The organism is Williamsoniiplasma lucivorax ATCC 49196, from assembly GCF_000518285.1.
Classification (GTDB): domain Bacteria; phylum Bacillota_I; class Bacilli_A; order Mycoplasmatales; family Mycoplasmataceae; genus Williamsoniiplasma; species Williamsoniiplasma lucivorax.
Genome location: NZ_JADH01000013.1, coordinates 1 through 25,516, shown reverse-complemented (window position 1 = coordinate 25,516; position 25,516 = coordinate 1). Strand labels below are relative to the sequence as shown.

The 25,516-nt window shown below is 29.1% G+C and carries 19 protein-coding genes; 4 read left to right on the top strand and 15 right to left on the bottom strand.

Annotation, left to right across the window (positions count from 1 at the left end; translation table 4 throughout):
• Positions 1-26 precede the first annotated feature (26 nt).
• The 7 genes from P695_RS0103745 to P695_RS0103715 form a co-directional block, all read right to left on the bottom strand.
• Positions 27-905 carry a hypothetical protein gene (locus tag P695_RS0103745; RefSeq protein ID WP_028126917.1) on the bottom strand — a complete coding sequence of 293 codons (879 nt, stop codon included), beginning with the start codon at positions 903-905 and terminating at the stop codon, positions 27-29.
• Complete coding sequence (locus P695_RS0103740; protein WP_028126916.1) at positions 871-3,900, bottom strand: endo-beta-N-acetylglucosaminidase; 3,030 nt, start codon at positions 3,898-3,900, stop codon at positions 871-873. Before P695_RS0103740 ends, P695_RS0103745 begins: the two co-directional genes overlap by 35 nt.
• A gap of 6 nt (positions 3,901-3,906) precedes the next feature.
• A complete protein-coding gene (locus P695_RS0103735) occupies positions 3,907-4,794 on the bottom strand; it encodes a hypothetical protein (RefSeq protein ID WP_028126915.1) in 888 nt (295 codons plus the stop codon).
• Positions 4,775-5,479: an ATP-binding cassette domain-containing protein gene (locus P695_RS0103730; RefSeq protein ID WP_028126914.1), complete on the bottom strand. Its 705-nt coding sequence runs from the start codon at positions 5,477-5,479 to the stop codon at positions 4,775-4,777. The genes P695_RS0103735 and P695_RS0103730 overlap by 20 nt, the downstream gene beginning before the upstream one ends.
• On the bottom strand, positions 5,472-6,701 hold the full coding sequence (locus tag P695_RS0103725) for a hypothetical protein (RefSeq protein ID WP_028126913.1): 1,230 nt from the start codon (positions 6,699-6,701) through the stop codon (positions 5,472-5,474). Before P695_RS0103725 ends, P695_RS0103730 begins: the two co-directional genes overlap by 8 nt.
• A gap of 74 nt (positions 6,702-6,775) precedes the next feature.
• A complete protein-coding gene (gene pth, locus P695_RS0103720) occupies positions 6,776-7,336 on the bottom strand; it encodes an aminoacyl-tRNA hydrolase (RefSeq protein ID WP_028126912.1) in 561 nt (186 codons plus the stop codon).
• Positions 7,336-8,382: a ribose-phosphate diphosphokinase gene (locus P695_RS0103715; protein WP_028126911.1), complete on the bottom strand. Its 1,047-nt coding sequence runs from the start codon at positions 8,380-8,382 to the stop codon at positions 7,336-7,338. Before P695_RS0103715 ends, pth begins: the two co-directional genes overlap by 1 nt.
• Positions 8,383-8,847: 465 nt before the next feature.
• Here P695_RS0103715 and P695_RS0103710 point away from each other — a divergent pair, with 465 nt between their 5' ends.
• The 3 genes from P695_RS0103710 (at position 8,848) to P695_RS0103700 (ending at position 12,074) form a co-directional block, all read left to right on the top strand.
• Positions 8,848-9,363, top strand: coding sequence for a coiled-coil domain-containing protein (locus P695_RS0103710; protein ID WP_028126910.1), 516 nt, complete (start codon positions 8,848-8,850; stop codon positions 9,361-9,363).
• 143 nt (positions 9,364-9,506) lie between these two features.
• Positions 9,507-11,042: an ABC-F family ATP-binding cassette domain-containing protein gene (locus tag P695_RS0103705; RefSeq protein ID WP_028126909.1), complete on the top strand. Its 1,536-nt coding sequence runs from the start codon at positions 9,507-9,509 to the stop codon at positions 11,040-11,042.
• A gap of 441 nt (positions 11,043-11,483) precedes the next feature.
• Entirely contained in the window at positions 11,484-12,074 is a 591-nt protein-coding gene (locus P695_RS0103700; RefSeq protein ID WP_028126908.1) for a hypothetical protein, read from the top strand.
• A gap of 156 nt (positions 12,075-12,230) precedes the next feature.
• Here P695_RS0103700 and P695_RS0103695 read toward each other — a convergent pair whose 3' ends face one another.
• From P695_RS0103695 to P695_RS0103685, 3 genes are all read right to left on the bottom strand, one after another.
• The gene (locus P695_RS0103695) at positions 12,231-12,605 is read right to left on the bottom strand and encodes a Rid family detoxifying hydrolase (protein ID WP_028126907.1); all 375 of its coding nucleotides are present in this window, start codon (positions 12,603-12,605) and stop codon (positions 12,231-12,233) included.
• Positions 12,606-12,607: 2 nt separating this feature from the next.
• Positions 12,608-14,320 carry an APC family permease gene (locus P695_RS0103690; RefSeq protein ID WP_028126906.1) on the bottom strand — a complete coding sequence of 571 codons (1,713 nt, stop codon included), beginning with the start codon at positions 14,318-14,320 and terminating at the stop codon, positions 12,608-12,610.
• A gap of 135 nt (positions 14,321-14,455) precedes the next feature.
• Positions 14,456-15,646, bottom strand: coding sequence for a MalY/PatB family protein (locus P695_RS0103685; protein ID WP_028126905.1), 1,191 nt, complete (start codon positions 15,644-15,646; stop codon positions 14,456-14,458).
• 583 nt (positions 15,647-16,229) lie between these two features.
• On the opposite strand from P695_RS0103685, the gene P695_RS0103680 reads away from it, so the two are divergent.
• Entirely contained in the window at positions 16,230-17,192 is a 963-nt protein-coding gene (locus tag P695_RS0103680; protein ID WP_051437380.1) for a DHH family phosphoesterase, read from the top strand.
• 297 nt (positions 17,193-17,489) lie between these two features.
• On the opposite strand, the gene P695_RS0103675 is transcribed toward P695_RS0103680, so the two are convergent.
• From P695_RS0103675 to mobL, 5 genes are all read right to left on the bottom strand, one after another.
• The gene (locus tag P695_RS0103675; RefSeq protein WP_028126903.1) at positions 17,490-18,689 is read right to left on the bottom strand and encodes an Mbov_0401 family ICE element transposase-like protein; all 1,200 of its coding nucleotides are present in this window, start codon (positions 18,687-18,689) and stop codon (positions 17,490-17,492) included.
• Between the two features lie 127 nt (positions 18,690-18,816).
• Positions 18,817-19,449: a hypothetical protein gene (locus P695_RS0103670; protein WP_028126902.1), complete on the bottom strand. Its 633-nt coding sequence runs from the start codon at positions 19,447-19,449 to the stop codon at positions 18,817-18,819.
• A gap of 433 nt (positions 19,450-19,882) precedes the next feature.
• Positions 19,883-22,426, bottom strand: a complete 2,544-nt coding sequence (locus tag P695_RS0103665) for a type IV secretory system conjugative DNA transfer family protein (RefSeq protein ID WP_028126901.1) — start codon at positions 22,424-22,426, stop codon at positions 19,883-19,885.
• Complete coding sequence (locus P695_RS0103660; RefSeq protein WP_028126900.1) at positions 22,427-22,660, bottom strand: hypothetical protein; 234 nt, start codon at positions 22,658-22,660, stop codon at positions 22,427-22,429.
• Positions 22,661-22,662: 2 nt separating this feature from the next.
• Positions 22,663-24,984 (bottom strand): relaxase MobL, encoded by a 2,322-nt coding sequence (gene mobL / locus P695_RS0103655; RefSeq protein ID WP_028126899.1) that lies wholly within the window; start codon positions 24,982-24,984, stop codon positions 22,663-22,665.
• Positions 24,985-25,516: the final 532 nt, after the last annotated feature.

Below are 25,516 nucleotides of genomic sequence, written 5' to 3'. Positions count from 1 at the left end.
TAAATGAATTTTATTCATCATCATAATTATTTTCGATTAATGCTGAAAAAGAGAAATGCTAAAGTTGTGATCGAAACACTAATGATCATCGAAAAAACTAAACCTTGTCATAAATATTTTAAAAACACCAGTCCATCTGTTGGCATAATAAGCTCAATATTTTCTGGACTATTGATCATCGACGAAGAAAACATAAAGATTAATCAAACAATATATTTGATTGGATCAACATAACCAAGAATGTTATAAAATAAATTTTTTTTCATAATTGCTGGATCTAAAATTAAATCCGAAACCATTAAAATATATAAAATTAAAAGTGCTAAAACAATATCAGCAATAAGCCTTTTTTTAATTTTACCAACAATCAAAATTGCTAATGATAAGGCTGTTGTGACTAATAAAATATAGCTAAAAATAAAGCCAAGATAGTTCAATCAATAATCATTTAATTGTTCGATAAAAGTCATCAAATTTTTCAATTGAAAAATTTTATCAATTAGTCAAACCGAGAATAAAGAAGAACAAAAAGCGAGAAGAACAAAACAAATGTTGATAAAATAAAATGCTAACAAAAAACCATTATTTGTTAATCCACTCATTCTGATTCTTTTAATCAAAATCGAATCCTTTCAATCAGCTAAAATCGTGTTGACTAAAAACATTGAACCTAAACAACCAATAGAAATGATCCCCCCCATTAACGGAGGTCTAACTTCTGATGCAAAAAAGAGACTAATAATGGCATATGCTAAAATAGTTAACAAAATTGGAAAAACAATCAAAAATAAATATGTTTCGGAACTTTTTAAATATGTTTTAAACATTAAACCAATTGTTCTGGTTTGGGTTGTAAATTTGTTATTAATTTTATTTTCAGTTTTTTGGTTTTTTACTAATTGCATAAATATATGTTTCTCCTAAAATTTGTTGGTCATATTTTTTATAAATTGGTTTAATCCCAATTCTTAATTCTTGATCAACTGGCAAGTTTTTAACGTAATAAATATTTTGGGTTGTTTCGCCTAATCGAATTTTTTTGTTATCACTATCAATAGCATAAATTTCATAGTAATCAAGATTAGTTTTATCTCCATTAAATTCTCATCCAATTCTTGCATTCAACGAGGTTTTTCTTTGCACCACATATTCTGAATTGAAATTTTGGATAGTACCAAAATTACTATTAGATAGTGTGGCTTGAGGCTGTCTTACCAAGGAAAATTGACCAACATTAAAAACCACATTTTGAACATCTTGTAGCGGTGTGAGAGCAAGACCAATTTTTGATAATTTTTGGCCTTCTGGAATTGGGTTTGGTATTTTAGATAAATCTAAAGTGATATCTAATCAATTAGAATCAAATTTATCGGGGGTAATAACTGGTTTTAATGAATAAAATTTAGCAAGATCTTTGTATCTAGTTAAACCATCAGTTTGTGAATGGTCTTGGGTAAATGAGCCATCAGATAAAACCACATTGAAATCAAACATTTTTTCTAAATCTGTTATCGGAATATGTCTTGAATCATTCAGTTTGGTATTTTCTGTTGCAAAATTTCCTTGAATTTTAAAAGAGATTTTTTGATCACTCAATTTGCTTCTATCTAGATTGGCTCCCATGATATTTCAGAGAATTTTTTGGTTTTGCTTAGCATCAAAACCAACCACAGAACCATCCATATTAATCTTTTTACCTAAAGCAATTGAATTACCTTTTTGATACATATTGTAATAATCATAAAATCCTGAGATTTGATTTTGCGGAAAATTTTCTAATTCTGAATTGTATGTTTTGGTGGTATCAAACTGTTTCACATCTCATTTATATGTTGGTTGAACATCTGCCAAACGTCGATTTGATCATGGGTATGCTTCAATTAAATTACCTTCAGCATCTTTAAAATAAATTCCATTTCCTGTGGAAAAATTAGTCACTAAATCATCTTCTAATTGGTTGTTGATGATTGTTGCTTCTTGACGAGCATTACCTTCTCCTGATGAATAAACATAATTACCATCTTGATCTTTGGCAAACATTCATTGACGTTGTTTTAAAGATAAATTATTATTATGTTTTTTTCAATCTTCAACTTTGGCAAAAGTTGGCAAGACGTCAAGTGTTTTAATGAGTGGTGCTCTTTGGGTTTCGTTTGGCCATTGACCTTTAACTCATTGGCTATTTCAACCATTATTGGTCATTCCATAATCACTTGTAAAATGACTATCAACTTTTCAATCATCAGGTTGGAATTTCGCTAATTCGGCATCACTTTTTGGTGTACCATCTGGATTAAGTCAACTAATTTTTCCTTTTTGTCCAGCATCATATTGTGGGTCTGCTTCTGATGCGTAACCACGGACAAAACGATTTCTTCCGGTAAATAATAAATCATCAGCCAGATTAGCCACTTGTTGAGCATACATATTTTCTTTTCATCAAGGTAAAAGTCCAGAATTTTTTGCTGCTTGATATTCACTTGTTTGCTCCATGATACCTAAAGCTTCAGCACCATAACCAGCTCCACCATCACCTTCGAAAAACCCAGCTGAAAGTAAGGGGTTTCCAAAAAATCTAACGCGATTATTTTGATTTAATGCATTAGTCCGATCATAAGAATTAGTGAATGGTGAACCATCATAATTTCTCGCTTCAGTTGTGATTGTTCTTGTATCATAAATTCCTCTTAACCCAGTGCCTGAAAGCTCCACAAGTGAGAATAATTTGTATGGGTCAAGATGTGGATTAAAACTCATCACATCTTTCATATTGTATGGATCAAAATCAAAATTTTGTTGATAAAGTTGAGATACTTTCACCATATCAGCAGTTTCGGGATAATCTGGACGACCAGCAGAATTGTATTGCAAACTAAAGTTGACATAATATTCATTTTGTAATTTAGCAACTTTGGGATCTTTTGATTCTTTAATAATTTTATTCATTTGTTCAAAAATAGTTTTAACTTCACGATAGTCTAAAATAGAACCATTCGGTAGACCTCCATTTGCTTCATTGTTTCAAAACCAACCATCAAGATTCATATAAGTGGCCATATTGATTAAAATTTGGGCAATCAAATAATTACCTTGATTATCTTTCTTTAAAAAATCTCTTAACATCCTTTTAGAGAGTCCATGAAAACCATCTAAAAAGACATTTCCAAAAACATGCGTTCCATTTTTGTGTGCTTGTTCAACAAAATCTGCTGGCGGGATTTTAATTAGTCCTTCAAATCAAGACCCACCTCAACCAGTCATGTAATCGGTGTATTGTAAGTTTGGAAAGGCAATTTCAAAATTGTTTTTTAAACCAATATTTGTGGTTGCTGGAACCCGCTTTTCAATATTTGGGCCTGATAACATTTGACAAAGAATTTGGGCATTTTGTGTTGCTGCTCACGGAGCAGCAACACGCATTGATTTTGCAGCATGGGGAATAGTTGGCACATTGTACTTCGCATCCATATCATTTTCAGGACTTCATGTTAAAAAAGAATTTAACTCTTGAAATCTAATTGCTCGACTAGTCAAACCAAAATCTAAACCAATATTTCCATTTGGTTGAAAAAGTTTACCAGTTGGTGCGCCGGTCACACCTTGTTTTGTGATTGAATCATGATATTGATAGCCAGTGTGAAAATTGGTGTAATCAAAAACCGAATCTCAAGCATCAGCATAAGTTGTATCAGGAGCAACAATATCTCGATTTTTCTTTAAATCAATTGGTTTAATTTTAATGCTTGGGGCACGATCACCATAATCAGAACTCCAATCAAAATCAGGTAATGTTTCAAGATATTTTCTAATACTTGTATTGCCAATATTAATTACAATAAAATTAGCAGTCATGCCAATGACTAATGTTGATATAATAAAAATCGGAAAAATTTTTTTCATAAGTTTTTACCTCCAGTTAAATAACACAAATGACAGTGGTGGTGTTGTACATAACAACACCCCTGATACCAGTGATGGAATTCACATTTTTGGAAATGATAAATAACCAAATACATAATCAATAATCTGGGTCACTCCTAGTGGGTCAATGTTAGCATAAGAATTGATAAACAAGAGCACTCACATGAAATATCTTCCTGGACTAAAATAGCCAATAATAATCATCCATTCTCATTGTGAAGACATTTGACTATTAATAATAATGTCAGAAAAAAGTAATGTGAATAATAAAAATGAAAATAAAATCACACGCACATAACCATTTTTACGAACTTTAAAAACAACAATCAAAATCATTGAAAAAAGAAAAATTGCAAAGAGAGTTAATATTAAAAAAGAAAAGATGAAAGTGTAGGGAGTAAAATTATCCAATGCTAAATTAAGAAAAGCTATTGTTGCTGCCATAAACATTTGTTCAGAAAATGGTATGGATTTAGCGATGATGACAAAAAATAACATATTGATCACAACCGATAACATAAACAACGGAATAAAAATTAAATATAAAATTAAGATGAAATTATATTTAGAAACCCCATTCATTTTAATCCGTTTTAAGATAATACTGTTTTTCCAATTAATCAAAGTTTGAATTACAAAAAAGTTAGAAAATATCAGATTTACACCTAAGAAGTTAATCAACATTGGTGGATAAATATTAGCACTAATGGCAATTGTTCAAATAAATAAAATCAATAAGAGCGGGAAGAGCGGGAAGATTAAATACAAGATGTAAGTTTTAGGATTTTTCACCATTAAGGTGAAAAATAATTTAAAAGTTTTGCGAAATGAATCAAGTTCAAAGTTTAAATTGTTATATTTTTTCGCCAGCATAATGTTTGATAATCATCTTTCTGATACTTCCGTGTTTCTTTACAACATCTTTGACATTAGCATCTAAAATCAAGTTGCCTTGTTCTAATAAAATAATCCGGTTACACATGATTTCCACTTCTTCAGGCATATGGGTAATCATAATCATTGTGGCCTGTTTTTCTTTTTGATATTGCTTAAAATAATCAATCAATTTAATCTGCATTTTCAAATCCAAACTAGTGATTAACTCATCTAAAATAATTACTTCTGGTTCATTGGAAACTGCCAGAAAAGCATTAAACCTTTGTTTTTGACCACCAGATAAGTTGGTTAAATCTGCTTTTAAAAAATCATTAATTTCGAACATATCGATAATCGTGCGAATTTGCTCTGATTGAGCAAATTTTTTACCTAAATAAAATTTGATAATATCATTAGTAGTAGTTCCTTTTGGTCATTCACCTTCTTGAAATTGAATGCCTAATTTAGTAAATTTTTCAGGTGTTTGGTCATCAAAAAAGACAGTTCCAGTAGTGGGAATTTGTAACCCTGCAATAATTTCAACAAGTGTGGTTTTTCCAGAACCATTACTCCCAATAAAAGCTACACTTTCACCTTGTTTAATTTCAAAACTCACATTGTTCAGTACGATGTGATTTTTGAATTTTTTCATAATATTATTAACTTTAATTGCTTTAAGCATCTTGTCCCCCTTTATATTCTTGCAAGGCAGCCGCATTGATAATTTCATCAGACAAAGGAATCTCATTGAGATTTACAACAACCTCATCTTTACTCTTAACTACAAAATCAATGGTGTTTTTTCCCTGTTTGGCTAGTAGCATGAAATGATTTTCTCAATCAGATATAACAAATTTATCTGGAATGACTAAGTCTGGAATGACTGTTTTAATTACTTGATATGTTGCTAAAGCTTGTTCTTTATAACTGATTTGATAAAAATTTAAAAGCATAAAGATTTTAAATTTAGGATGTTCTTTTACTTTATCAAGCAATTGTTGATGATTTAAATTAGTTTGTTCGGCAACTCATGTAGATAATTCATTTTGATAGATGGTAATATTTTTTGCAAATTGATCCAGTTCATAATTATATTGATCAAAACGGACTTGAATTTCTAATTTTTTCACAACTATTTTTGCTTCAATCTCCTCAATTATTTTTTCAGATTTGTGTTCTGCTTTAGCTTTTGCTAAGTCTAAATTTAATTGATTGAGTTCTTTGGCTTTATTTTTTTGATAATTTGCTTTTGTTAAATCAGCCATTTTACTAGCAAAATAATCTTTTAATCCTGATGTTCAAAGATTATTAATTTGATCATCATAAATTTTTAAACTCCTAATCTCATCGAGAGTTAAGTTGACCAAATTTCTCAAATCAGGATTTAAAGGAATATTGGTTAAAGCGATCGCACCTTCTTTAACAATGTTTCAAATAATGTAAGCATAATTATTAGAAGTTAAATTAATCAATTCAAATGGTACTAAATTATCTAAATCTTGACCTTGGATTTGATATGTTGTGGGATCTTGAGTAATTTTAAATAAATTAACATTAGCCAACATTTCTCGCAAAACATAAGCTAAATAAAATTGAAAATCCATGCCTTTTTCAATTTGAAAACTAATGTAATCATTCATTGATGTGTCATCCATTGTTTTGTTTTTTAATGCAGTATCATAAGCAAGATTTTCCACATTTTGAAAGTATCGTGTTTTGTTTTTAATCGCATCAACTCGTAACATTTCTCAACCTGTTTTAGTTGTAGGTTGTCTAAAATTTGCAATCGCTCAAAGTGAATTAGAAGACGCATTGAAATTAAAGCCGGTGACGACTGTAATGATTGGGACAGCAATTAAAGATGCACTTATTATTGTTAATGCAATGAGTTTTGTTTTTTTCATTTCTTTCATTATATATAGTTGAACAAAAAATAATATAAAAAAAATTAAATTCAAGAAATTTCTTTTTCTTGAATTTAATTGTATTTATTCATAATGTTTTGAAAGGTGTCTCCATTAATTCAATCTTGTAAAAATGATAATGAATTGTAAATGCTTTGGTCCAATAATTCTCGTTCTTCTTTAGTGAAATTACTCAAAACCCAGTCAGCCATCATGCGTGAGTTTTCAGGTAAACCAATACCCAATCTTCAACGATTGAAATCTTCACCACTTAAATGTTGAATCATGCTTTTAATCCCATTATGTCCAGCAGCAGAACCAGACGTTTTAAACTGGTTTTTTCCAATCGGAAAATCTTTTTCATCATGAATAACAATTACATCTTTTTTATTAATTTTATAATAGTCCATAATTTGACGAATACTAGCGCCTGAATTGTTCATGTATGTTAAAGGTTTGACAAATAAAACTTTTTCATTATTGATTGTTGAAAGATAAACCGTGGCATTAAATTCATTTTTCTCTTTAGTAAACCCATATTTAGCCAATAATAGATCGAGAGCCATGAAACCCGCATTGTGCCTTGTTTTTTGATATTCGCGACCAGGATTACCCAAGCCGATTATTAATTTCATTATTTATGATCTTTGATGTATTTGTCAATATGTTTGGCTAATTTACAACGAGCAGTATGATAAACATCAGTTAAGGAATGGTTTTGGACAGAAGCTTCAATCATGTTTGCTAATAAGTGGGCAATAGAGATGATTTTTAAACCATCGAATTTTTTGGCTTCAGGAATTTGAATGGTGTTTGTCACGACAACTCTTTTGACGATTCCTTCTTTCACAGCATCATTCATTCGTTTGACAGCTTCACCATTAAATAAACCATGACAAGCAAAGATGTAAACATCTTTAGCCCCGGCTTCTTTAAGTGCTTTGGCAGCATTAATAATGGTTCCACCAGTATCAATCATGTCGTCAATGACAAAACAAGTTTTCCCAGCAATATCTCCTAAAATAAATTCAACTTCGGCTTGATTTGGGGCTGGTCGTCTTTTAGCAATGACTGCAATTCCATCAGTCATTGCTCCTGTATAAGAATCAACATTATGAACACGCGTTAACCCACCATAATCTGGAGAAACCAAAATACAATTTTTATGGTCTAATTTTTCATCGATAATGGTGTTAACAATTTCAGTTGCCAATGTTTCTGCAGTTTGGAAATTTTCCATTGGAATATCAAAGAACCCCATAATTTGTTGTGAGTGAATATCAATTGTAATCACTTTATTAGCTCCAGCTTTAGTTAATAAATCAGCTACTAATTTAGCAGTAATTGGTTGTCTTCCTTTGGCTTTACGGTCTTGGCGAGCATAACCATAATACGGAATCACCACATTAATTTTGGCAGCATTTCCTCTTTTAAAGGCATCGATAGCAATTAATAATTCCATTAAATTTTCATTAACTGGTTGACTTGTTGATTGAATAATATAAATTTCTCTTCCACGAACAGAATCTAATGATTGAACTAAAAGTTCACCATCTGCAAATTTCATTGTTTTAGCTGTTTTTTGTTTGATATTTAAAATATCACACACTTCGTTTGTCAATTCTTGGCTAGCTGTTAATCCAAAAATATTGATTTCAAGTGGTTGTTTATTGTGCGTCATTTTGTTTTCCTTTTTTTACACTGATAATTATTTCTATATTATTTATAATATTACTTTTAGATAAAAAAGGAAACCTTTAAATTTGGTATTTTAAAATAATTTTGCAAAAATTGGAGTAAAAAAAGGAAAATCTTGCTTGGCATAGAAATAATTATACCAATACCTATCTAACAACCTACCATTTATCTTTTGAGAATTATGAAATGTTTTGTAGTCAGGTTTGAAATAGTCAAAAATGATTTATTATTTAAAAGATTTTATAACTCCTAGCCCAAAAAAATAAAGTGCTTTTTTACTATTATAAAAACGGATTAATTAGCTAAATGGAGTTAATTATTTGATAATTTTTTGGTAAAATAATGTTGTAGAAGGAGAATATAAATTATTAAATCTACAAACACATAATTACTATTTCTTTCTACAAGAAAAAACCAGTATATTTCAAATATACTAGGGGTAAATTATATGAACAAAAATCATAAAAATATTTTTTGTTTCATTTTTGATGAACAAGGGATTTTCGAATTTGCAATAGATAAAGAAAATGCAGAAATTTTACATTTGTTATCTAATCCCGAAAAAGTGGCAACAAGAAAAATTTTGAAAAAATGAATTAAAAAGTTTAGTGACGAACATTTAATAATTGAGGAAGAAATGGAACAAAAATTATTTCAATCTAAAGTTATGGCAGCTTTAAATCAATTAACTGGTGATGTTGGTGAAATCAAAGTACGTTTAACTAGTCTAGAAGTTAAAGTTGATAAACTTGATGAAAAAGTAACTAAACTTGATGAGCGTGTAACTAATTTAGAAGTTAAAGTTGATAAACTTGATGAAAAAGTAACTAAACTTGATGAGCGTGTAACTAATTTAGAAGTTAAGGTTGATAAACTTGATGAAAAAGTAACTATTGTTGACAAACGATTAGTTGTTGTGGAGGATCAAGTATCTAAATTAAATGATGCCGTATTCAATAAATAAGAACATTTTATTCTCACTTGTTACATGCATACTTAAATTAACAAAATCTAACAAAGAACTCATTTTGAGTTCTTTTTTATAAAAAACATTATGTTGTTTTGTAAGTTTTGTGTATAATTTATAAGTTATTTTAGGAGGTTTTTATGAGTATTGTCCACATCAAAAATTTATCACATCAAAACGGTGACAAATTTTTATATGAAGATGTCACTATCAGGGTTAATAAAGGAGAACACGTTGCTTTAGTTGGTGCTAATGGAACTGGAAAAACAACTTTATTTGATCTAATTGCCGGCAAAGATGTTCCTGATCATGGTGAAATTGAAATCCATCCTAAAGCTAAAATGGGTTATTTGGATCAACATCATGATGTTGATATGCAAATTAAAGTCATTGATTATTTAAAAGAAGTTTTTAATCATTTATATGAAGTTGAAGCACAAATTAATAAAATTTATGAACACATGGCAATTGAATATCGTGAAGATGATTTAGTGAAAGCACTTGCTTTACAAGATGAGTTAAACAACAAAGGTTTTGATACAATTGACAAAACAATCGGAAACTTAGTGGCTGGTTTAGGAATTAATATTGAAAACTTGGAAAAACAACTTGGTGAATTAAGTGGGGGGCAACGTGGTAAAGTTATGCTGGCTAAATTGCTTTTAAAAAATGATGATTTTATTTTATTAGATGAACCAACTAACTTTTTAGATATTGAACAAGTCGAATGATTAGCTAAATTTTTACAAGCTTATGAACATGCTTTTCTAATTATTTCTCATGATACTGAATTCATTAATAAAACAGTCTCAATTATTTACGCGATTGAAAATCGCGAAATCAACCGTTATGTTGGTAACTATGATAAATATTTAGAACTTTCTGCTCAAAGAGCAGAACAATATGATGCTGCTCGTGCTTCTCAACAACAACAAATTGCTAAATTAAAAGATTATGTTGCCAGAAATGCAGCGCGTGCTTCAACAGCTCGTAGTGCCCAATCACGCCAAAAGCAATTAGATAAAATTGACGTCATGCAAGAGCGTCGTGATTTAGTTAAACCCAAAATGAGTTTTAAATATAAACGTCCATCTTCGGCTGTTATTGTGAAAGCTGAAAACTTAGAAATTGGTTATACTTTCCCTTTAACTCATCCATTAACTTTTGAATTAAGGGAAGGACAAAAATGTATTGTGCGTGGTTATAATGGAATTGGAAAGACTACATTTTTAAACACAGTGGCCCATACTTTAAAACCTTTATCAGGAAATTTAATGGTTGGAAGTGGTGTAGATATTGCTTATTTCCATCAACAAGAAAAATTTGAAGAAATGACTCCAATTGCTTATTTGATGAGTCTTTATCCAAAAATTCTCGAAGGTGAAGCACGAGCAACGATTGCTAAATTCGGAGTTAAATCTGAATTAATGTTAAACACCATGGACACCTTGTCAGGGGGAGAACAAACCAAAGTGCGACTAGCTGCTTTAAGTTTAGAACCAGCCAGTTTATTAATTTTAGATGAGCCAACTAACCATATTGATGTTTTAGCTAAAGAAGCACTATTAGAAGCGATTCAAGCTTTTCCGGGTACAGTTTTATTAACAACTCATGATATTAATTTTGAAACTAAATGAGCTGATAAAGTTTTAAACTTTGAAGATTTGGTTGAATAAATGTTAAAACACCAAGATATTTCGTTTGGAATATCTTGGTGTTTTAATTTAAATCATTTTCCTTTTGTGTAGTTGGTTTAATTGCTTTTGGATATTGTATTGTGCTGAACCCTCACAATATTGTTGCATGTGTTGATCGGGCTTTTGATCGCTATTTTGCACATTATTTTATGATATACATCAACATATTAGTTGGTCAAATCATGCTTTCAAATAATTTTTTTGATTATCAAACTAGTTATCGTGTCGGTATTTAAAATAAGATGTGTTTTTCCATTTTTTAGATAATATTATTTCTTAATGTTTAAAAACTTATTATAGAACTTTTAGTTAATTTTTAGGGGGGGATAAATTTTTTTTTAAAATTTTGATAAGATGATTTACTTTTAAAAAACTTTGAATAAGATTTTATAAAAGAACTAGAAACAATAAAGGTAAATAATGAAAAAGAACATGATGTTATTAGGAGGCTTTTGTGTTGCTGTTGCAACATCAACTACAATTGTTGGATGTCTTCAGAAAAAAAATGAAGTAATAAAAATAGATCTTGAGGAAATCAAGGATTTTGATATGCAACTTGGTGCTTTAAATAATAATGAAAAAGACACAATTATTGCAAAATTTATTGCTAAAAATCCTAATAAAAAAATAGTTGCTGCCGGCTTAGATATTGAAATAAATGCAACAACCACCTCTAAAGCGATCATTAAGGCCAAAGATACTTATGATCTTTATACTGGTCGTGTTGAGGTGAGTTTTACAATCAAAGAAAATATTAACAATCTTAATTTAATATCAGACTTAGGGTTATTGCAAGATGATTCCCACTTCAACATTATTACAACATTTATTAGTAAAAATCCTAATAAAAATTTAGTTGCTAATGATTTAGAAGTTCTGGCAAGCAATGACAACATAGGAGACAACCTAAACCGTTTTAATCATGGTTATGTAATAGTTAGAATTAGTGTTAAAGACTCTTCAAACAATTATCAAGGAATCATTGATGCAAGTTACAATGTAGAAGAATAGACATTTTCTTATTATCATGAAAAAAATCACCAAATTACCCATCTTTATTTAACAATTAATTTAATAAACGCAAGCCCATCAATGGTTATCATCACTCATGTAAAAAAACAAAAATTACAAGCACAAAACTTGTAATTTTTGTTTTTCTAAAGCATTCTATTTTTTGGCAATGACTTCAATTTCAACCAAAGCTTCTTTAGGTAATTTCGAAACCTCAATCGTGCTTCTTGCTGGTTTATGATCACCAAAATAATTTTCATAAATTTTGTTTACAATTTCAAAGTGATCAAGGTTAGTTAAAAAGATAGTCGTTTTAACAACATTCATTTTATTAAAGTTAGCTTCTTCTAATATTGAATTAATATTAATTAAAACTGTTTGCGTTTGGTCTTCAACTCCAACAACTAATTCACCAGTTTCTGGATCACAACCAAGTTGTCCAGAAAGATATAATGTTTGGTCCGGTGCTAGAATAGCTTGTGAGTACGGGCCAATTGCTTGTGGTGCATTGTGTGTGTTTATTTTTTTCATTTTTATTCCTTACTGTTTTTCTTTATTTCGATTGTTTGATTTGTAACTATTGGTCCATTTAATTTAACCATTAATTCTGTTTTAGTTAAATTAGTTAGTTCTAATTTTCCCTCAGTCTTTTTGTATTTGTTTTTGATTTTAAGTTTTAAAATCAAACGTGGAATCAAGATCGCATCACTACCGTCTTTTAAACTACGCATTTTCATATCAAGAGCTTTTTCTTTTAAGATTGATAATTCTTTAAATTCTTCTGAATCCAATCAATCTGGTAAATCACTAACTTTTTGTAAAGTGATTTCACCACTTGCTAAACGTTTTTGATGTCTTGGGCGAATCCAAGCAAAGTACCAAATAATGGCCAGAACTGTTAAACCAACAAAAGTTAAGATTTGAAACTTATGTGCATTTCAATCAATAAAATACATCACACATTGGTAGAACAAGAAAACTAAGGCAAACATTCAAAACACACAAACAATTAAATTAGTTTTTGTTTTCTTTTTAAAAGTTAGTAGTAAAGCAATCACAATTACTGTTCCATAAATAATAAACATGACAATTGATTTAAAACCAACAATCGCGGCAAAATCAATTGATTTATCTTTGGTAATAAAAGGTAAAACAAGTCAAATCATCCCAAAAATAACAGTCAGGATAATATTTAAGAAAATCGCACGGATTGCTAATCCTGTTTCGTCTTTTTGAGCAAGTTTAGCTGAAATCATTTTTTGTTCAGCTAATGGTTGTAACATTCCCCCACTATAATATGTTCCTTGCATAAAGTTGTTTAGGTTTTGGGCAATTAAAGAAATTGCCACAAAAACTAAAGCCCCAGTTCCCATGACCATTTCAATAATTGCATTATTTGGGTTTTCAGGGAAGAAGCTACCAAGTCCTCCAATTAAGAAAACTAAACCAATTAAGTAAAAAACCACCGCAATTGCTAAAACAATCATAATTGCTTTTGGCATTGTTTTTTTAGGGTTTCTCACATTATCTCCAATTGTTGAGAATGTTTCAAAACCAGTGAAAGCATAGAAGAATGCTGTAAATGCAGTGTTAAAATTTCCCACTGTTAAACTCCCAGTTCCTAGTGCTTCATCAAAATTTTTACCACTATTACGAGCCATGATCACCATTGCTCCGACATAAACCATTAACATCACAATTCATTTAATAATACTAGTGATATTTGTGGCAAATTTAAATATTTTTGTCCCTAATAACACAGTTAAAGAGATTGCAATGTAAATTCCAATTGATATTAAGTTTAAATATAATTGTGTTAATTCTTCACTCCCTCACATTGTTGGTGAGTATAAACCTTGTAGAGAAATTGATAATAAAACCAAAAGGTTAGCAGTTGCTGAAATGGGAATTAAAACATATTGATAAATCCCAATCATTCATCCGGCAAAATGACCAAATGTTCTTCTTGAATATTCAAATGGTCCTCCACTTCGTTCTGAAAAGATGTTGGCGCATTTAGCAAAAGCTAAACCAGCAATTCCAGCCACAAAACCACCTAAAAGGATAATTCAAAAGAGATTATATCCAACCCCTTCGGCCCCACTAAATGTTTTTGATAAGATTAAAACAAAGCTCATTGAAACGGTGTAATCAAATCCTAATCATATTAGTTGTTTTAAACCAATTTTTTGGTCTGATGGTCTGTCTTTACGCTTAAACATATTTTTTATTTTGTCTTTATTCATAAAAAACCATAAATTCTTTCTATATTTTATTGGTGTGACACACCAATAAAATAAAATTAAAAAGGCGTTTAAACATTAGAAAATAAATCAGAAATTTTATTTTCCTACTTTCTACACACTTTTTATTTTTTTATTCTATCTATTCTTAAATTCTGTTAGAACTGCTTTTATTTCCTCAATTCCTTGAGCTAATTCAGCTCTTGGTAAGCCGATATTGACTCTAAATCAACCTGGTTCAGCTCCCATAAATGAATCAAAGAAACTGACAATCACACCATGATTGAAGAGTTCTTTTTTTAGAGCCACTCAATCAAGATCAAGATTAATTTTTGTTCAAATTAAATATGAAGCTTCAACATTCATTGGTTCTAAGAAACCAAGTTTAGTAAATTCTTCTTTAATGAATAGGTAGTTATCATGAATGTAATTTTTCATCGCTTTAAATCATTTAAATGATTCGTCATTAGCATAGGCCGCAATCAAAGCAGGTTGGAAAAAGACATTTGGTGTCATTACTCGACTTTGTTTATAAGTATTCATAACTAGATCCATAGTTTTTTGACTTGAAAAAATCATATATGAACCATACAATCCAGCTAAGTTAAAACCTTTGTTTGGTGAATTAACCACAATAAATTCTTTAACTTTATCAGCAAATCTTAAGATTGAATTATGTTCACCTTTTAAGACTAAGTCACCATGAACCTCATCAGATAAGATGAAGACATTGTGTTTGTTACAAATTTCAATAATTTTTAAAACTTCATCATCTCTTCAAACTCTACCACCTGGATTGTGTGGGTTACATCAAAGGAATAATTTTACTTTGTGATCAACAATTTGTTTTTCAAAATCATCAAAATCAATATGATATTCATTGTTTTTATGAACTAATTTATTAGCCACTAATTTACGTTTAGTATTTAAAATCACTTCTTCAAATGGTTTATAAACTGGTGTTTGAATTAAAACACTTTCACCTTCTTTGGTAAAACATTTAATCACTTCAATCATGGAATTAACAATCCCATCAACAATTTGAATCATACTTTTATCTAAAGTGATATTGTGAAGTTTTTTATATCATAAAACGATTGCTTCGATTGCTTCATTTTGAATATAACCATAACTATAAGTTGCTTTGTTGGCTCTTGTTTTAATTGCGTCAACAATTGGTTTTGGTGTTTCAAAATCCAAATCAGCAATTCATAAACTGTGTAATTTTTTAGAAAAATTCACAGGGAATGTTCTTTTTAGATGTTCTAAAGATCATTTTTTTTCTTCGTGGTTGCTTCTGTCTATTTTTTTGTCAAATATGTTATCCATACTAACTCCTTCTTCTAACTTTATTGGTGCTTAAATATTTAAATTGGTAATATTGAATATCAAAAAGAAAATCTTTCCAACATTGATGGTGTTAAACATGTCTAGTTTTTTAAAACTTTATTTACAAAAAATAATCATAACCCTTTAAGAGCAAGTTTTTAAATGTAATAACACACTCTGTTAGACTACTATTTACCAAAATATAAAAGCAATCCTTTGTCATTTTTTTATCTAGACATTGTTATTTTAACTAAAATAAATTCCAATTTATATATATTTCTTAGAAAATAAATTCCAACCGCTAGTATTATTGAATGATTTTTTGCTATTTAGAATTGGAAAACTAATTGAAAATCTATTCAAATTGGTGGAAAAAAATAATTAACAAAATAAGCAAAATTTTTAGAATAATAAATCAAATAACTTGATTCAAACTTATTATTAATTTGAAAAATTTTTAACAAAATAACCTTAGTTTTACACATTTTTATTATTAAAAATCAATTAGAAATAAATTATTTTAACCTTTAATTTTTTAGTATTTTTTTGGTGTTAATATAGGAGCAAGGAGGCATGTTGAAACTTGACTTCAACTAATAAAAATATGGAAATTATCAAGAAGATAAAACAAGCTATTGAAAGCTACGACACTATCATCTTGCACAGACATATCATCCCCGATGGTGATGCATATGGCTCTCAACTGGGTTTAAAATATTTAATTCAAAATAACTACCCCAAGAAAAAGGTGTTAGCTGTCGGTTTAGACATAAATTACCTGAAATTCATTGGTTCAATGGACACTAATGTTGCGGATTCAAAATATGATAATGCTTTAGTCATTGTCACTGATTGTGCCAACATAGAAAGAATTGACGACCAACGTTTTTCAATGGGTAATTTTTTAATTAAATTAGATCATCACCCCAACACTACTCCTTATGGAGATTTATTATGAGTCGATACTAGCTTTACAAGTGCTAGTGAAATGGTTGGGTATTTAGCCCAACAATTAAATTGAAAAATTAGTCCTGAAACTGGACGGGTTATTTATCACGGAATTTTAACTGATTCATTACGCTTTTCAATTTCAGCAACAACCCCAAGAACACTCGAGGTAGCTGCTCATTTATTGAAAAGTGGTTTTGATTTAAATGCTTTACATTTACAAATGTACAATAAACAATTTTCTGATTTAAAACTTCAAGCAGAATTGATGCAAACAGCTAATTTTGTTGAACAAGTTGGTTATATTGTTTTAACTGATGAATTGTTAAAAAAATATCATTTAAGATATGACGAAAATGGAAAATTTGCCAATTTATTGAGTGGGATTGATGGCATGGAAATTTGAATTACTTTTGCTATTCGTGAAGACCAAAAATACCGTGTCGAATTTCGCAGTAAAAGAATTCCTGTCAATGAACTTGCCACCAATTGAGGTGGTGGTGGTCATAAATTGGCAGCCGGAGCAATCATTGATAACCTCGATCAAGCAAAACTAATTATTCAAGAAGCACAAGAACTAATTAAAAAGGCAGGATAACAATATGCATTTTAAAAAAATCAAGAATTCAAAAATTCTTCAAATAGTCGCAGCACCAATTGGTTGTATAAATTTGTTGTAGGGGTTGGTGTAGAGATTTTAGATCATATTCCAACTGTCAAAAATATTTTAGCACAGATATAAAAAAGGTGTTGAATAGTGTCAAAAAAATATTTAGCATAGCAAAATAACCTTATTCAAGGCTTTTTTAAGTTAAACCACTCTTATATTCAATAAAAACTAAAAATGTCTTGTAATGGAGAGATTTTGGGGCAAATACAAGAAGTTAATAATTGATTAAACGCATAAATTGTTATTTATTTTAAAAGCACGCTCATTCAGAATGTTTTTAAAAACAATGTGAGAATAGATTTTTGAACCATAACCTAAAGCAGATTTGACTAAACGGGAAATCTCACACTCTGCTGAAACACCAATATTCCAAGCTGCACCTTGATTAATAATTCCTGTTTTATTATTTTTAAAATATTTAGCTACTTCATCAGTTGCTAGTTCTTGTAAGATTGCATATAAAATTTCATATTTACCATTTTTGAACAAATCTTTAGTTATGTAAAACAAATCTTTACCCACGATGCTCGTTGGAATATTGTACATAGTATGTAGTATGGAGTATGTAGGTATGTAGTATGTAGTGTTGTTATAAAATGTTGTTCTTAGTTTTTTAATTGCATGATAACGATCTAAAATGTAATCAGCATGTAATCATGAAGCAACATTTTTAATTCACCCAGCTCCATCTCCACCAACAACTAAATGACAATTTTCGACATTAGTATAGAACTGTTCTAAGTGTTCGAGTAATCGCTGGGATAATTGTTCTGTAGTTAAACTTTCTTCTTTGCCTAATCAATAAACAATTTTTTTATTAGCTAGTTTTTTGCGTTTACGAGAGTTATTGTTTCAGGCATAACCTGTACAAAAAGTAGCTACTCGGACTTTAACGTCTTTGTGACGTTTAATTTTTCTAATTTTATTTCTAACTTTCAAGCGATCCAGATTAACAAAAGTATCATCTAAAAAGATGTAAATTGTTTGTTTGTTTGGTAAAGCTATTTTATTATTTACATGTAATCTTTTTTCTTCATTTTTAACAGATTTAAAAATATTAGAAATCGACATTTGAGATAAATTAGCATGAGGAAATAAATCTTGAATATCACGATATCGTTTCCCGTCTCCAATATAGCTTTTGATCTCTTCAACTAAGTCGGGATGAATTTTTACATATTTAGGTAAATTTATTTTTTCTTCCAGCAATGATAGATATTTATCTTTAGATTTAGTATTATCCATATAGATACGTCTATTAAATGTTAAGATTCCAAACTTTGTAGAGATTGTTCTGGGTGCAACTTTTATTAGTATGTATCTTTTTTTATCTCTATTTTTTAATAACTTATAATCTAATTCTTCTAGTTCTAATTTCTTTTGGTCTAGAATTTTTTTATATTCGAGTTTTTCATTAATTCACATTTTTTGATACCTCAAAATTAATTATACTAAATAACCTATGTAGTATGTAGTGTTTAGTATGTAGTATGTAATATGTAGGATAGAAAAATATAAATCGACATTAGTCGATTTATAAATTTTTATAGTATTACACATTTATCGGGTCTTGGAAAACGAAATAAACTCGAATAGAACCCGTTATTTTTAATTTTTTTGCTTCTGCAGAAGCTTTTGAAATAATATTTAAGTCATTGGTATCTCAGGTAAAACCTAGTTGTTTTGTATAAATACCACCATAATTTATTATTTTTATCGCTTCAATCCCTGATTGAGTTAATTCAACATCATAAAAACCATCATAATCTTCATTTTGTGTTTCAGTTTCATTTATGTTCGATATTTTTAAATAGTTACTTTCTGTTGTACCAAAAAAATCTTTTCACTTTCCGCCATTCAAAATGATTTCATCAGTAATTTCATTAATTGTGTCATTTAAATAAATTTCATCTCTATCTCAATCTAAATTGTGAATAGGATTTCCTACAGGGGTATCATTTCAATGTATTGGATATTTAAATTTTTTAATGTAATTTTCAAAAGTTATTTCATATTTATTTTCAGGATCAACAGGTGGAGTTGGTTCTGGTGTTGGAGTTGGGTCTGGATTAGGTTTTTCATTCCCACCACTATTGGTATTTTTATTTTTATCACATGCAATAACAGTCGCTACAGCACTAATTGTAACTGTTAAAGACATTAAAGATAATAAAAGCTTTTTCATTTTTGACACCTAATAACTATTAACTTTAGTAAGTTTTGAAATAGTCCCTTCGCTAATTAAATGATACCAAATTTTATCCTAAAATTATGCTATCTCCTGAAAATGGCGGTGTCCATTCTTTTGGTACCAATTCTTGTACCAAAAGAGTTATGAACACCTGCTCCACCAAAAAATCCCGTGTCCAACTCGGGTCTTTTTGTTTTTTACAACAAAATTATGGCATTTCATGCCTTGATTTTGTGTAAAAAGGTGGAAACAAGATAAGAGGGAGTACCTTCACATCAAAAATTTTAATATTGAATATTCTTTTCATAGAAAAGAATATCATAAAATAAAACAAAACGAGTACTAATTATAAAAAAGAGTACTAATTTTAGTACCTTTTCAACATTTGACTTAATTTTTAGCCAAAATAAAAGCACTTTTTAAAGTGCTAATTATTGTTCATATTAACTCTTTTGCGGAGAATTATTTTGTTTAATTCGACAATTTTTTGTCTAATTTCAGGAGTCATTTCCCCTGTCTTTTTTAGTTCAATAAGTTGGTTCATTAAATTTTCTAAACGTTCATCTGTTAAAGAATTGGTTAAAATTTCTTGTCGAACAACATTAGAATTTTCATCAGTCATCATTTCTGTAACTGCATCAGTTGCCGCATTTTCTTTTTCCAATTCTTTAGCTTTCTTAGTTAAAGGGTCATAAAGTTTAATGTCATAACCCTCATTGTATAAGAAGTTGTTTTTAAATTGTTCTTGAACAGTTAAGGGTGAATGATCATAAACTTTATTGCCTAAATAATCGATAAAATTATTTTCTCCAATTCAAGTAGGTAAGAGATAAGAAATATACTTCTTGTCATTTAACAAAATGGCTACAAGTGGTTTTTTCAATTGCTCCAGTTCTTCGATTGGAAGTAAAGGTACTTTTTCTAAAGATTCAGATGTGCTTTCTTTTGTATCTTTATCGTTTGAAGAAAAGGTACGTTTTAATTCTGTTGTCATTCCAAAATCTTTAGAATACTTTTCATAATCACTACGCTCTTGAGAAGAAATGAAGTAAGTTAATTGACAGTTTCCAAGTATTGAAGATGAATTATTTTTCCCGTAAGTTTCTAATAATTGTGATTGCATTTGGAAACAAATTAACATATTAATGTTTCTACTGCGACAAATAGCAAAAGCATTAATAAGTGGTTCAACTCGTTTCATCAAACCAAATTCATCCAGAATGAAAAGAATTTTTCTTTCTAAACGCAAATCTGAGCGTTTTGACGCCTCAGAAATGAGTTGGGAGTACATTTGTCCCACAAAGAGTGAAACAAGGCCATTATAAGCAGTTTTAGTGTCTGGAATAATTAAAAACACAACTGTTGGTTTTGTAATTAATTCTTTAGCCTGAATAGTTGTTTCACAAATGATACTTTCTAATTCGATGTTGTCAAAAACTTGTAAAGCATTGGTCATTGTTTTTCATCAGTTTTCAACATTAGCAGGATCCTTATAAAAAGTTTGAGCAGTATCTGCTAATTTTGTTTGTCAATCATTTTCAATTAAACTGTTTAATTCAATAAAATCTTCTAATTCTTTAGCTTTGTTAATAACTTTATTAGAAATTTTATCCTCTTCAACTTCAAAAAGTTGTTTTATAATTTCTGCAGCTTTTTCTAAATCTGAAGTATGATTTGAAATTTTTTCAAAAAATTTGTTTTTGTTAGCAATAATTTTTCGAACTGATTTCAAATTAAAATTACTTCGATTAACAACTTCTGGGAATTGTGTGCTAATCGCTAATAAAAATTGTAAAGTTCCTTCAAAGAATTCTCGTGCAGCTGAATAGAAAAACTCACTTTTAGGATCGGGAATTGTATACAATATTGCTGCAAGTTCTGAAATTTGCCCAAAGGTTTCCCCTTTGTGAATTCTTTGACGTTGGTGTAATCATTTATTCATTTCTTCATCAGTTGCAAAATACACCTCAGTAGCTTCATTTTTAGTTGTGTCTTCAATTTGAACAAATCCAATCCCTCAATTAATGCTTTGATTGATATATTGTTCTTCGACAAGTTTTTCAATGCACTCACTACACCCTAGCATGAAGTGAGTGTAACAATGACTTGTTCAACAGTGTGCTTGAATCATTGCTTTAGCTTCATTAACATCGCCAACTTTAACTTTACGAATTTCTTGTTGGGTATTTAAATATTTTTGTCAATTATCAAAAATTGAAGTTAAAGGATTCCATGAATGGGATTTGGTTGTATCGAATAAATTAAAAACTTTAATTTCATAACCATTATTTTTTAATTCTTTAGCTGTTTTGTGATAAAGCTCACCTTTAGGGTCATTAATGACCATACTTGGTTTATTTTCTAATTTAGCATTATAAATTATTGTTGGCATGATAATCGAAGCGGTTTTCCCTGAACCGGTATCCCCATTAACTGCAGCATTAACATCATTAGCTATAACTGCATTCAATTGTTTAGTTTTGGCATCTCAGACATTGCGGACCAGAAAACCAGGATTATCCTTATTACTTTCAAATTGTAGAGACTTATTAAAACTTTCCATGACATTTTTTGGTTGTTTAGAACCAACATCATAAATGTCTGCATTTTTTGTTTTTCATTTTGGAGTGTTATCTAAAATTTGACGATCATCAATTGTTAAAAAACTAGTTGAAACATCAGTTGTATCAAAATGTTGGCGAAAACTACTTTTTCAAAATTTTAGATAAACAAAGATTGCTGCAAATCAATCGAATAATAATCCAATTAAAATAGCAACAAAGGCAAAACCGATGTTAACCATCATATTTCCTCCATTTATAGCGCTTAGTATGTTGAATGTCTCTTTGGACATCACCATATTAAAAGCAGCAATAATTAGCAATCAAACCAAGATTGCTAAAGGAATAAACACAATTAATTGGATTAAAAATAAATTCCTTATTATTTTATTTCATCATTTAAATTTCATTTAAAAACCTCCATTCATTATTAGTAAGGCAATACATATTAAATAGGTAACACCCATAAAAATATATAAACTTCTTCTAATTTTATTTTTAGATTTTTTGTAAGGTTTGACATTATCATATAAACCTTCATTGTTTCATTTTTTGATTTGTTTCTTAATTTTGAAAGAGTCAAAAAGTAATCAACTCATGATCATTAAATTAAGAGCAAACAAAATATAAATTGTTGTACCCATTTTTACCTCATCATTCTTTCTTGTTCTAAAGCGATGCGCTTTGCGCGTTCATATTGTTCAAGATTATTTTCAAAACGTTTTCTAATTTTATCCATTTCTTTTTCAAATTCAGCAGCAGCTTTGTTTGAACCAAAACTAAAAATATTATTAATTGCTTTATTAGCTATATTCATTGCTTTATTTAAATTAAATTTTTTAGAATGTTTATTTTTTTTATCTAATTGTTCTTTTTGGTTTTGAATTTCCCCAAAAAGAACGTTTGCTTGTTTAGCATAGAAAAATCCATTATTTTCTCAAAGTGCATTATTGATTTCTTTTTGGATTAATTTATTCCTTTGCTCTTTGGTTACATTATCAATATTAATTTCAGAATTATAAAGTTTGGTTGTGTCGATTTGCACACCAACTTTATCCAAATTATCCAGAATCTGTAAATTTTGCATTTTCATAGTCTGTTTTTTACCGATGTTATAAAAAGAAGCTTTAAACAATTCTTTTGTATACAAATCAATATTTTCTTTTTCTTTTTCCCACAGATTTTGAGTTTCGGGATTTTTTAGTAACATTTCTTCAATGTATTTAATAGCTATTTTTTTACCTTCATCAGTTAGGTTTTCATACCTTAAATATTTTTGGTCAGGAAGTAAAAAATTTTGCATTTTGTCATATCATTGGAAATAATTTTTATTTTCTTGTTCATGCCCTTTAACCATTTTTTTTCTCAATTGGTCTCATTCCAAAGAATTTACTTTAGTTAAATTAGCTGCAAAATCAATTGTTTTTAATTTAGAGACTTTTTCTTTGGATTCATTAAAGTTGTTTTGGCTAGATTCTAATTGTTTTTGTAACGTTTCCAAAATTTTATCGCCTTCAATAGATCCAGAAATCAATAGATTTTCAATTTCAAGCTTTAAATTTTGAATTTCAATTTCAAGCTTACTTATTTTTTGAATATCTCTATAAATATTTCATGTCCCATCATTTAAAAAATAAGTGCTTAGTTCTTCAAATATTTTTGTTTCATTAAAATTTAAACTTACTCTTGTACTAAAATATAATTTCAAATTTTCAACTGAATGCTTAAGCAAAATATTTTCTTTAGCTTCATTAAAATTGTTTTGGCTAGATTCTAATTGGTTTTGTAACGTTTCCAAAGTTTTATTATTTTTTGCTGGTTCAAAAAGTAATAAATTTTCAATTTTTAGCTTGAAATTTTGAACTTCGACCTCCAATTCATTCATTTTGACAATATCTCTATGAATGCTTCACTTTTCATCATTACTTAAAATAAACTTCCCAGCAATTGGTTCGGTTAATAATTTAGTGGTTTCATATTGAATGCTTTTCATTTGTTGTAAATAAAGGGTGTTAATTTGAGCATTCAAAGCAACCCTTTGATAAAAAGCAGACATACTTTCTTCTGTGAGCTCGCCCTTTAGTCTTCATTCACCATTTTTTTGTGTGTGTTCTTGAAAAAACAAATGAACATGAGGATTATTTGTATTTCCATGCATTGAGAATCCCCAAAACATTCTTGAAGGGTCGAGGTGATTCTCTTTAAAAAATTGGTCAATATGTTTTTCGATTAATTTACCAATTACTTCTGGCGTAAGAAGTTTGTTTTGTTCTGCAAATTTTTTGTCAAAAGACAGTGTGGTATCTCACATGAGGCGATCATCTTTTTTCATGGCTAAAAATTCTTGTTTTTTTGACAAAAATTCTTTTTTGGACATTTCTCCAAACTTAAAACTTCCTTTGCTTTTTCAGGCAGCATCATTTGTATAAATGCCAGTTCCTCATTTTTGTTTCAAAAATTCTTCATATACTCGATGTTTTTTTGCCTCATATTTTTCAAATTCTTTAATTTCATTTCATAATTTTTCTTTTAATTCTTTAGATAAAGTATCATCTTTAGGGTCAATTCATCGTTTTATGTTATCAAAGTATTTCTTTTTAAAATTTCAACCATAACGCTTGTTAACGGTTTCTCATCTGTCATTTCAATCACTTCAAACGTTATATCTATCATCGATAATTTTCATTACCTCTTTTAAATATTTTTCAGAAGCCCCATATTTTTGTCTTCACTCCCGAACTAATCCGATTCGATGACCTAAACGTGCTTCTTCTAATTCTTCTAATACTTGCATTGCTTTTTCGGGCAAAGCTTTTTTAATACATGCTTGATTACGTGTAATGTAATCTAAATATGTCATATTTTTGCCATTTTTAGTTCCGCGATAATAACTGGACAAATGTTGATCTTTATTGTTCGGGTCATAAAAACGAATAACTTTAAAAATGGCTTTTTGTGTTTCACTCATTGGTTTCCTTTCTTTTTAGCTAAGTAGTATGTTTTGTCATTATTTTTTTGGGGTGGTAATATATAAATATGACATATAATGAGTTTTTTAATTTAATAATAGGATTGTTGTTTGGGGGAATTGGATGATGACTTTTATTTTGAATTATTTTGTTTTTGGTAAAAATAATTGTCAATAAAAAGGGTTTCGAAAATTTAGGTGAAATTATCAATAATTTTTTGAAAAAAAGTATGTTAAAGACATCATCAGTTTTTGTAATAAATGTTATTTTATTAATAGCTATTGGAATTAGTTATTTAATTTCATCAAACAACAATTTGGTTTTGGAAATTTATAATTTAATTCTGGGGATTGTTGGTCAATTATTTACTATAGTTATTGTTTCACTATTTTTTATTCATATAACCGGATTTATGGTTTGAAATTGGCATATAGGTCAAACATTAAAACAAAGCAGATTTTATTAAAGGATTAAATAAAATACAAAGAATAATTATTGAAATTAATATGATTAAACACATCAATATTAAGC